Below are 11,015 nucleotides of genomic sequence, written 5' to 3' on the forward strand. Positions count from 1 at the left end.
GCCCGCACAGCCAACGCAACCTTCAAGTCAGCCACCGATCCAGCACCGCAATCGATTCCAGTTCTTCAACCCGCCACAACTGCTCAAGCAATTCCCCAGCCTGCCGCGCCGGCATCACCCGCCCGGCCAGACTGAAAAACTTCTCCTCCAGCACCCCATCACTCAACGGATTCCCCGGCGCGCCCAACGGCACTTCCACACACAGGCTCGCCTGCCGACCGTCCACGGTCCGCACGCTCACGATGGGCTCGCCATCCTCTGACAGTTGCGTGTCCACTTCAAGCCGGATACGCGAGATCCAGTGCGCCAGTCGTGGGTCGCTGCGCTGTGCCTCGTCATACGCTTCCAGGCGGCAATGCCCCAGGACCAGACACGCCGCAAGCGCATACCGCAGACTCATCTGCGCCGCCGCCAGACTGGCGACTTCCTGCCCGCCGCACATGTCCTGCAGGAACCCGCACAACGACACCTGAATGTCCTCGACTTGATCCGCGTCGACCTGCAATTGCGCCAGCAACAACCCCAGCGCATCGATCGCCGAGTGTGTCCCGCGGCACGCCGCGTAAGGCTTGATCGAGCAACGGGAGAGTTTCCACACACGGCCCAAATCAGCGTCCAGCGCCTCAGGCACGGCGGTATTACCCGCTAGCGTCTTGAGAAATCCACCCCAGACATCTTCAAACAACTTCGTCGGGCCGGTGATGCCGCACTGGGCAAATCGTGCGGCCAGCAAACCTCCTTCGGCCGCGCGACCACTGTGGAGTTTTTTACTTTGCGAACCGTCATGAATGAACGCCCAAAGTCCACCGCTGAAACTGCCGGCAATGCCGAGGGCCGACAAGGTTTGCGCGGTATCCAGCCCCAGAATCCGCGCGCTGGCCGCCGCCGCGCCGAACACTCCACAGGTTGCGGTGGAGTGCCAACCGGCGCCGTTATGCGCTGAATAACTGCCGCAGGCTTCCAGCACTCGACGGCCGATTTCGTAGCCAATGACCACGGCGGTGATGAATTCCCGGCCGCTGACGATTTTTTCCGACATCGACACCGCGGCCATGATTGCCGGCAGCACGACGGCGCCGGAATGGTCGCAGCCACCGGTGTCGTCCAGTTCCAGGGCATGGGCGGCGATGCCATTGAGCATCGCCGCCTGAGCGGCGCCGACCCGCCAATCGGTGCCCCAGACCGGCGTGTTGCCGGTTTCACCTTCAAACACTGCCCGTGCCTGTTTCGCCACTTCACTGCCAGCCCCGGCCAGGGTCGCGCCAAAGGTATCGAGAATGTGCCGCTTGGTTTGCGCAACCAGCGCCACCGGCAAATCCTCAAATCGCGTATCAACACAAAACTGCGCCAGGTGTTCCATGCGAAGCACACCACTGTAGGAGCTGCCGAAGGCTGCGATCTCTTGATCTTGCTCGCTCATACACCGTAATCCCGATAATGCCGCTCGTAAACAGCCGCCGGGTGATCTTCGGCCACAGCCGCCGCCGAATCCGCCCACCACTTCGATACTTCGCCCGCCGTGGCGATCCACACGTCCTGGTGCTGCTGAATCCCCTCCAGCAACTCGCGCAGGACGCCGATCCGCCCTGGTGTTCCAATGATTTCCGGGTGCAGCCGCAGCACGTAACACAGGCCAAACCGGTGAAACCCGGTGAAGTCCATTTGCAGGTTGCCGAGGGTGTGGCTGTAGGACGCGATTCGCGATTGCGCCGGTGGTACGGCCGGGCTGAGGTTGAAGGCGAAATAGGGTTCGTCTTCCAGTTCGTAATGCAGCGGCAACTCGATCACTTCGGGCGCCGTCGGGTGAGCGAACGGCAAATCATCGCCTCGCCACGATGAAGACCAGCGAATGCCGTGACCCCGCAGTGCCTCGATAAACCCCGGTGCACCGTTGCCGGCCGGGATGCGAAATCCGGCTGGCCGCTGGCCGGTCAGCGCAATCAAGGCGTCGCAGCCCTTGGCGATCTCGGCGCTTTGCTCGGCCAGGGAAAGATTGTCGTAGTTCTGATGGCGATACCCGGCGCAGGCAATCTCATGCCCGCCGGCCTGGATCGCCCGAATGTGCTCGGGGTTTTCCTCGGCCACGATGCCGGGAATGCACCAGCTACTGGTGACACCGAGTTCTGCGAACAACCCGAGCAAACGGTCGACGCCACGCTGGCTGCCGTAGCGCCAGACCGACAGGGTCTTGTCGCGCCCGGCGACGTCCGGGGCCTGGGTCAGGATGCCGTGGATGTCGTTGTAATCGACGGTCAATACGACGGCGCAGCGATAACCGTCGGGCCAGACTGTGGAATCAACCATGGTGATGCTCCTTCAGCCACCACCGGGCGACATCGCGGCAGGTGGCGAACCACACGTCATCGCGTTGGTGCATGTGCTCGAAGAGTTTTTCCAGCAACAGGATGCGTCCCGGTTTGCCGGTGATCTTGGGGTGAAACAGGGTGGTCAGGCACAGCCCTTCAGTCATGGCGCCGTCGTATTCGCGGCACCAGTTGTCCAGGGTCAGCTCGTAGCTTGCAGTGCGGTCCAGACCGCAGGGGAAGTCCGGCGCGCGGGTGTAGGCGAGGGAGGCGTAGTCGTCCATTTCCCAGCGGCCGGGGATTTCCACCAGCGGTGTGTCGAAGCCGGGAACGTTGACGAGGTACGGCCGGTCATCGCCGCGCATGCTGCTGGAGTAAGTCACACCGGCTTCCACCAGCATCGCCGGGGTTTCGGCGCGCCAGTCGCCGGACGGCGTGCGAAAACCTTCGGCGCGGATGTTCAGGTATTTCCAGAACACCTCGCGGGATTTTTTCATCACGTCCTTTTGCTGATCCAGTGTCAGGGCATAAAAGGATTCGTGTTTGTAGCCGTGGTACGCCACCTCATGCCCGCGCTCGACAATCGCCTGGCACTGTTTCGGCCAGTTCTCCACGACCCAGGCCGGGACGAAGAACGTCGTCGGGATCTGGAATGCGTCGAGCAAATCGAGGATTCGCGGCAGGGCGCGGTAGGGCCCGTAACCGCCGAAGCCAAAGTACTCGGGCTTGTGCCAGATCGAGCCGTTAAGCATGGCATCGCCGGTGGGGCCATCAAGGTCGAAGGCCAGTGCGAGGCAGGCTTTATACTGGTCGGGCCAGGTGGGTTGGGGTGAGGAGGACATCGTGGTGCTCCGCTGATTTATTGTTGAAACACCCGTAGCAACTGCCGAGCAGCGCGAGGCTGCGTTCGGCGACGAAGTCGTCGTAAACCCTGCACGCGAGTTTTGCCTGACACACCGCATCGTCTGATTTCACGACGGCTTCGCCGCCGAACGCAGCCTCGCGCTGCTCGGCAGCTGCTACAGAGCGTAATCGCGTCGGGTTTATTTGCCGGCGTTGATGGTCACCGTCTTGATCGCACCCAGTTCCAGGTCCCATTTCTTCAGAATGGTCTGGTAGCTACCGTCATCGATCATGCTCTGCAGCGCCACTTTCACCGCTTCACTCAACTCAGGCTTTTTCTTGCTCAAGCCCATGCCGGAGAACTGCACCGAAATCGGCTGGCCCACGGTTTTGTACGTGTCCTTTTCCTGAGTCTTCAGGTACGACAAGGTCTCGCTGCCCTGCATCGCCGCATCGATCCGGCTCTGACGCAGTTGCGCACGGGCATCCGCCGAGCCCTCAGTGCCGATTACCACAATCGCCGGTTTGCCGGCCGCTTCACAGTGGGCCTTGCTGTATTCAGCAATCTCCGCCGGGAACGTGGTGCGTCGGCTGGTGCCGACTTTCTTGCCACACAGGTCGGTGATCTCGTTGGTGTCCTTGTTTTTCTGCAAGGTGTAGAACTGCGGACCGCTGGTGAAGTAGTCGACGAAGGTCACGCTGGCCTGACGTTCGACAGTGTCGGTCATGCCCGACAGCACCATGTCGACGCGGTCAGTGGTCAGCGCGTTGATCATTTGCTCGAAGCCGGTTTCCTGCCATTTGATCTTCACGCCCAGGCGCTCGGCCAGGGCGTTGCCCAAGTCATAGTCCAAACCGGTCAAGGTGTTGGTCGCCGGGTCCTTGAAATCCATCGGCGGATAGTTCGGCATGATCGCTACGACGATCTCGCCCTTGGCCTTGATGCTGGCCGGCAACTCGGCGGCAAACGCGACGCTGGAAGCCATCAGGCCGGCGAGTACTGCTGGAATAACTAGGTTCTTCATGGTCGTTCTCTTATGAGTGTTGTGAGGCGGCTCTTGTTTTCCAAGCACGGCACTTAGGTTCGAACGGCAGAAATGAAGCTTTGGGTGCGCGGGTTTTGTGGGCTTATTAGTATTTCTTCGGGGCTTCCAGCCTCCACGATTTGCCCGCCGTCCATAAACACCATGCGGTTGGAAACCTCGCGAGCGAAGCCCAGTTCATGGGTGACGACGATCATGGTCATGCCGGTTTGCGCCAGATCGCGCATCACCGACAGCACCTCACCGACCAGTTCCGGGTCGAGTGCCGAAGTGGGTTCATCGAACAGCATCAGCTTGGGCCGCATCGCCAGGGCACGGGCAATCGCCACCCGTTGCTGCTGGCCGCCCGAGAGTTCAATCGGGTAGCTGTTGCGTTTGTCGGCCAGGCCGACACGGGCGAGCAATTCCAGGGCTTCTTCGTGCGCTTCTTTGGGCGAGCGCTTGAGCACCTGGCACGGGCCCTCGATGATGTTTTGCAGCACAGTCATGTGCGGGAACAGGTTGAAACGCTGGAACACCATGCCGGTGGCCAGGCGTTGACGGGCGATCTGTGACTCGTTGAGTTCGTGCAGTTTGTTGCCGACCACGCGGTAACCCACCAGCTCGCCGTCGACCCAGAGGCCACCCTTGTCAATTTTCTCAAGCTGATTGACGCAGCGCAGCAAGGTGCTTTTGCCCGAGCCGGACGGGCCGATGATGCACAGCACTTCGCCTTGCTCGACTTCGACGTTGATGTCCTTGAGCGCGTGGTACTGGTCGTAATATTTGTTCAGGCTCACGGCCTTGACGATGCTTCTCATGTCGGATTCCTCAAGAACGCTTGCCGGCGCCGCGAGCGAAACGACGCTCCAGACGGCTTTGACCAAAGGACAGAACGGTGACGGCGGCCAGGTACCAGATACCGGCGACGATCAGCAACTCCATCACCCGGGCGTTGGCGTAGTAGATGTTCTGGGCGTTGTAGAGCAGTTCCGAGTACTGGATGACGCTCGCCAGGGAGGTCATTTTCACCATGCCGATGAATTCGTTGCCGACCGGCGGAATGATGATCCGCATGGCTTGCGGCAGGATGATCCGGCGCAGGGCTTGCAGGCGCGGCATGCCGATTGACTTGGCAGCTTCGTACTGGCCGGTGTCCACCGACAACAGGCCGGCGCGCACCACTTCAGCGGTGTAGGCGCCCTGGTTGATGCTCAATCCGAGCAGGGCGGCCACGAACGGCGTCATCAGGCTCACAGTGTCGAGTTCGAACACGCCAGGAATGCCGATGGTGGGGAAAATCAGCGCCAGGTTGAACCACAACAGCAGTTGCAGGATCAGCGGCGTGCCGCGGAACAGCCAGGTGTAGGTCACCGCCACGTAGCGCAGGATCGGGTTGGCCGACATGCGCATGATCGCGGTGATCACCCCGAAGACAATGCCCAGCACCATTGCCAACACCGCCATGACGATGGTGTTGAACAAACCCCACATAATCGCCTGCGAGGTGACGAACTGGCCGATGTAAGACCATTCGATCTTGCCTTCGGCGAAGGCGCGGACCAGGCCGAGAATGGCGATGACGATCACGGTGGCGAAGAAAATCCGCCCGTAATAGCGCCGTGGCACATGGTGGTACTGGGTGATATCGAACTGGTTGTCCGCCAGTTTGCGCTCCGCCTGGAGTCGTTCTGCCTGAGTCTGGCTCATGATGTTTCTCCGTACACTTGGTAATTCAGGCCAACCACAATCCCTGTGGGAGCGAGCCTGCTCGCGAATGCGGTTTTACATTCAACCTTGTTGTTGACTGACCTACCGCTTTCGCGAGCAGGCTCGCTCCCACAGGTTTTGCGTCATGCTTCAGAGACGAAAGCCCTGATAGTTTTCGGTCCACTGCTGTTGGACGGCGAGGGCGGTTTTCAAGCGGCCGATCTGCTCGCGCACCTGTTGCGGCGCGGTGCCGCCCCAGCCACTGCGAGCAGCGATGGCGGCTTCCAGCGTCAGACTGTCGCGTACTTGCGGGGTCAGGCGTGGATCAATCTCGGCCAGCAACGCCGGGGAGGCTTCCCACAATTCGATATCGTGTTTCTCACAGGCCTGGACCAGCGCGCCGGTGATTTCATGAGCTTCCTTGAACGGAACGCCGCGCATGGCCAGCCAGTCGGCGACTTCAGTGGCCAGGGTGAAGCCCAATGGCGCCTGACGCCGCAGTTCTTCAACGTTGACCTTCATGGTCGCGACCATCCCGGCCATGGCTGGCAGCACCAGCAACAGGGTGTCGAGGCTGTCGAGCACGCCGTTCTTGTCTTCGCTGAGGTCGCGGTTGTAGGACAGCGGCAGGGACTTGAGCGTCGACAGCAGTCCGGTGAGGTTGCCGATCAGGCGGCCAGCCTTGCCACGAGCGAGTTCGGCGATGTCCGGATTTTTCTTCTGCGGCATGATCGAGCTGCCGGTGGCGTAGGCATCGTCCAGTGCGACCCAGCGAAATTGCCGCGATGACCACAGGCAAAACTCTTCGGCGAGGCGGGAAATGTTGATCCCGAGCATGCTGGCGATAAACAGGAACTCGGCGACGTGGTCACGACTGGCCACCGCGTCGATGGAGTTTTCACACACGCCGCTGTAGCCCATTTCCCTGGCCGACTGTTGAGGCTCGCGAGCGATGGCGGAACCGGCCATGGCCGCCGCTCCGAGTGGCGACAGCGAGGTGCGCACGTCCCAGTCCACCAGGCGTTGTACGTCACGCAGCATCGATTGGGCGTGAGCCAGCAAGTGGTGGGCGAAAACGATCGGTTGCGCCTGCTGCAAGTGGGTGAAACCCGGGCAGATGCTTTCGATGTGTTGTTCTGCCTGAGCGACCAGCGCTTGCTGCAAGGCCAACACTTCAACGGCCAGGGTGCGGACGTGATCACGCAGGAACAGGCGCAGGTCGTTGGCAGTCTGGTCATTACGCGAGCGGCCAGCACGCAGCTTGCCGCCGAGGGCGCCGAGGCGTTCGGTCAGCAGGCGTTCGATGAAGGTGTGGACGTCTTCGTCGTCCAGGGTCGGGGCGATGCTGCCGGCGCGAAAGTCAGCGCCAATCTGATCCAGGGCGCCGAGCATGGTCTGGGTTTCTTGCTCGCTCAGAAGACCTGCGCGTTGCAGTTCCCCGGCATGCGCCTTGGAACCAGCGAGGTCGTAAGGGGTGAGGCGAAAGTAGCGCTCAGGGCAACGGGACAGGGCCGCCAGGGCTTCGGACGGCCCGCTTTTGAAGCGAGCACCCCAGAGACGGTCGGTGGTTTGAGACATTGTTGTTTTCCTCGTCGTTGCTCGGAAGTTCGAAATTGATCTGGTGTTTTGCCGAAGAGCTTCGCGGGCAAGCCTCGCTCCTACAGATCGGCGTGCAATGCCTGACACCTTGGCCCTGGACGATAAAAATCGACCGGACGTGGTTCGGCTTAAGCAGTTTTCAAGAGGGCAGTTGCATCGATGCGAGAGCTGATCGAAGTGTCAGCTTTTAATGGTGCTAAATCAGTGAGTTGGCACTCAGGTACGGAATTTATTAGCGGTTGCCAAGCCTGGTTTTCTGTGTTCATTATTATTAGCCAGCGTTATTTTTGTTGTTGGACACAGAGTGTTGAATAGGGCGCCAGAGGTAAATAAGCATTATGGAAACCCCACTTTCCAATTCCGGAAACCCGCCGCCAAAACCGCCTCACCGGGCACCGTTGGCGCTCAGTGGTCTGGACTTTAAATTGCTCAAAGTGTTTAAGGCCGTGGTCGAGGCCGGCGGCTTCAGTGCCGCCCAGAACGAGTTGAATGTGGGCCTGGCAGCCATCAGCAAACAGATCTCCGACCTGGAGATCCGCATCGGCATGCGCCTGTGCACCCGAGGTCGAGAGGGGTTTCACCTGACCGAAGAAGGGCGTCTGGTGTATCAGGCGTCGATTGATCTGTTTGCTTCGGTCGATAATTTTCGTGATCGCCTTAGTTCTGCGCAGAATGAACTTATTGGCGACTTGGGCGTGGGGGTTATTGATAACACTATCTCCGATCCTAATTCGCCGTTAGTTGCAGCGCTTAGAAGGATTAATGAGGAGTCGCCGAAAGTAAGGTTTCAACTTCAGGCGTCGCAACTGGATGAAGTTGAACGTGGCGTTGTTGAGGGGCGATTAGTCGCGGGGGTCGTGCCGGTTTATCAACGACGCGAGGAGTTCGATTACTACGCGCTGTATGAAGAACGCTCCGAGGTTTACTGCGCGGCCGGACATCCGTTGTTCTCAGTGCCAGAGGCGGAGATCGGCACCAATGTGCTCAAGGACTACGAGTGCATCAACCACCGTTACGCGATTCACCGCGACAAACTGAATTTCGCCCACTACGACAGCTTTTCAGCCTCGGCGACCCAGGTGGAAGCCGTAGCGTTGCTGGTCAAGACCGGTCGTTTTGTGGGCTTCTTGCCGCAACATTACGCTGCAAGCCTGGTGGCCCAAGGACAGTTTCGGGCGGTCCGCCCGGACCTGATCAGCATCGTGACACCGTTCAATCTGATCCTGCGGCACAACACTGTACGCAGCCCTTTGGTCAAGGCGTTTGCCCAGGCGCTGGGGGTCGATTTGAAGGTTCCGGTTTGAGGGTTAAACGCATCGCGCAACGCCGTACGGCAGGCAAACCGTGGGCGACTTCGTTGCTCAATACCGCCGTTAAACGTGAGTCAAATATGCGTGGCTTAGTGTTTTAATGCCCAAGCGTTGATAGAACGGTTCATTCCACCGCAAGTCGCGAAACGTGGTCAGGGTCAGACCGTTGAGTTCTCGTTTGCGCGAACATTCAATTGCCGTCAGAAGTAACTTTCGACCAATACCCTGGCCCTGAAAGTGTTGGCTGACAGACAGCTCCTGAATATGCAGTTGGTTGTCGACTTCAATGGCTCCGAGAAAACCCGCAAGTGCACCATCGGCTGATTGCGCGACCCAAACGTCGGCGCTTTCTATGGCGTGCAGGTGTTGCCGTGCGTCGGTCACCGGAGCGTCGGCTAACCAGGCGAGTTCAGGGTCGGCGCGAAACAACGCCGCAGCCGAACGCTCGATGGCGGGGAGGGAATTGGCATCGGTGGGTTGGGAGCAGCGAAGGGTGATGATGTTCATGCGGGCATGGTAAACGCGTAGGAGCTGCCGCAGGCTCGGGCCGCGTTCGGACGATCATTTGACCTTTTCAGATCAAAAGATCGTCCGAACGCGGCCCGAGCCTGCGGCAGCTCCTACATGGATCGCGTCAGGGTTTGAGATGCAGCAAGACGTAGTCGTTTTTATCGAAACGTCCGGTTAGCGCGGGTTCCAACGCCCCCAACGACGTGCCTTTCAAGGCCTTGTAGTCGTTCTGGTCCATGATCACCCAGGCAGGCGCCGCGATGCTGCCCAGGTCCTGAGCCGATTCGGTGAAGACCGGTTGCAGGTCTTGTTCGATATTGACCATGAACTTGATCGCCTTGGCATCTTTACCCATGCCAAACAGCACCAGCGGAGCGGATTCTTGCTGGACCTGTGCGAAAGCGGCACGGCTGAAGGTACGCGAATCGTAGAGCTGACGCTCCACCGGCTCGAACACCAGGATGTAAACCGACCACAATCCCAGTACCGCGCAAAACGCCAATGCCTGCGCCCGCCATGTTGGCCGGAACAGCGCAGCGATGGCAATCGCTTGCAGCACGCCGAGCACGATCAACACTGGCGCAAGACCGGTGAGCTGTTCAGGGAAGCGCCGCTGTCCAACCACCAACGCAATGATCAACAACCCCGGAATCAGCAGCCAAAGCGCTTGCATCACGCCGCGCAATGCGCTGAACAACCGACCTCGCGTTGCCTGAAACGGATACGCCGCGATGATCGCGGCCATCGGCAGCATCGGCAGCACGTAACGGGCTTTTTCGCTTGAGGGATCGACAGCCCGACCATCACGATCAACCCGGCCGCCGCGCAGTACAGCACCAGGCGCAGTTGCGGCCCGGCTTCGCGCGGGTTGGTCAGGCAAATGGCGGCCAACGCCAACAAGCCCAACGGATAGGCCAGCGCATAGTTGCCCATGGAGCTGGTGAAGTAATACAGCGAACCGCTGGCCCCCTCACTGCCATCCATGCGCCCCATGAATTGCATGCGAATGACGTCCTGCATGAAGGCCGGGCCACCGCTGATCTTGGCCAGCAGCAACAGCAAGCCGACACACACCACCAGCAGCCCGGCAGCGAGCAATCCGAAGCAGAACAGCCGTTGCCACTGACGATTGAGCAGGAAGTAGCTGCACAACATGCCGGTAGGCACCACCAGGCCAATCGGCCCGCGGATCCCGAAGCCCAGCAGCAGCAAGGCAAAAATCAGCAACCAGCGACGGGGAGCACCGAATTGATCTGCAGCATAACCGAGGTAGAACACGGAAAACGCCACCGCGGCGAGCATCAGGTCCAGGGATACCGCCCGTGTTTCGGTGACAAACGTGTTGGTCAGCAACAGCAGGGCGATGCTCAGCAACGCCCAGCGAGTGGAGTAGGGCGCCAGCAGCCGGTACATCAACGTGACGATCACGGAACCTGCAATCGCACTCGGCAGCCAGGCACTAAACGCGTTCACTTGCCCGAACGGCAGCGACAGCAACCAGATGAACAGGGTGGTCACTGCCGAATAGTCAGCGTACGGCTGACCATAGGTGGTGGGGAAAAACGTTGGCCCGTGGCGCAGCATTTCCTGGGCAAACAACACGAACCGCGAATCAAAGCCGATTGCCGTCTGCTGATAAACCCCGACCATGAACAACAACAGTGCCAACAGCCCCAGAAGGAGGGACTGTCGGCGGATCATGTCGGTTGGTTGAACCA

Annotated in this window: 8 protein-coding genes and 2 pseudogenes; 1 reads left to right on the top strand and 9 read right to left on the bottom strand. The window is 60.0% G+C overall.

Annotation, left to right across the window (positions count from 1 at the left end; translation table 11 throughout):
* Positions 1–22 precede the first annotated feature (22 nt).
* From JFV26_RS27960 to argH, 7 genes are all read right to left on the bottom strand, one after another.
* Positions 23–1,420, bottom strand: a complete 1,398-nt coding sequence (locus tag JFV26_RS27960) for an MmgE/PrpD family protein (RefSeq protein ID WP_242487920.1) — start codon at positions 1,418–1,420, stop codon at positions 23–25.
* Positions 1,417–2,304, bottom strand: a complete 888-nt coding sequence (locus JFV26_RS27965; protein WP_201196853.1) for a polysaccharide deacetylase family protein — start codon at positions 2,302–2,304, stop codon at positions 1,417–1,419. The genes JFV26_RS27960 and JFV26_RS27965 overlap by 4 nt, the downstream gene beginning before the upstream one ends.
* Positions 2,297–3,145: a polysaccharide deacetylase family protein gene (locus tag JFV26_RS27970; RefSeq protein ID WP_201196855.1), complete on the bottom strand. Its 849-nt coding sequence runs from the start codon at positions 3,143–3,145 to the stop codon at positions 2,297–2,299. Before JFV26_RS27970 ends, JFV26_RS27965 begins: the two co-directional genes overlap by 8 nt.
* Positions 3,146–3,346: 201 nt before the next feature.
* Positions 3,347–4,171 (bottom strand): ABC transporter substrate-binding protein, encoded by an 825-nt coding sequence (locus JFV26_RS27975; RefSeq protein ID WP_201196857.1) that lies wholly within the window; start codon positions 4,169–4,171, stop codon positions 3,347–3,349.
* A 53-nt stretch (positions 4,172–4,224) separates the two neighbouring features.
* Positions 4,225–4,989, bottom strand: coding sequence for an amino acid ABC transporter ATP-binding protein (locus JFV26_RS27980; protein ID WP_201196859.1), 765 nt, complete (start codon positions 4,987–4,989; stop codon positions 4,225–4,227).
* A gap of 10 nt (positions 4,990–4,999) precedes the next feature.
* The gene (locus JFV26_RS27985; protein WP_201196861.1) at positions 5,000–5,878 is read right to left on the bottom strand and encodes an amino acid ABC transporter permease; all 879 of its coding nucleotides are present in this window, start codon (positions 5,876–5,878) and stop codon (positions 5,000–5,002) included.
* Positions 5,879–6,028: 150 nt separating this feature from the next.
* Entirely contained in the window at positions 6,029–7,456 is a 1,428-nt protein-coding gene (gene argH, locus JFV26_RS27990) for an argininosuccinate lyase (protein WP_201196863.1), read from the bottom strand.
* A 359-nt stretch (positions 7,457–7,815) separates the two neighbouring features.
* Here argH and JFV26_RS27995 point away from each other — a divergent pair, with 359 nt between their 5' ends.
* Positions 7,816–8,781, top strand: coding sequence for a LysR family transcriptional regulator (locus tag JFV26_RS27995; RefSeq protein WP_201196865.1), 966 nt, complete (start codon positions 7,816–7,818; stop codon positions 8,779–8,781).
* On the opposite strand, the pseudogene JFV26_RS28000 reads toward JFV26_RS27995, so the two are convergent.
* Together JFV26_RS28000 and JFV26_RS28005 are read right to left on the bottom strand one after the other, a co-directional pair.
* Positions 8,732–9,294: pseudogene (locus tag JFV26_RS28000) on the bottom strand (GNAT family N-acetyltransferase). The gene JFV26_RS27995 and the pseudogene JFV26_RS28000 sit on opposite strands and share 50 nt — an antisense overlap.
* Positions 9,295–9,421: 127 nt before the next feature.
* Positions 9,422–10,998: pseudogene (locus JFV26_RS28005) on the bottom strand (ArnT family glycosyltransferase).
* Positions 10,999–11,015 lie beyond the last annotated feature (17 nt).

The organism is Pseudomonas sp. TH31 (genome assembly GCF_016650815.1).
Lineage (GTDB): Bacteria > Pseudomonadota > Gammaproteobacteria > Pseudomonadales > Pseudomonadaceae > Aquipseudomonas.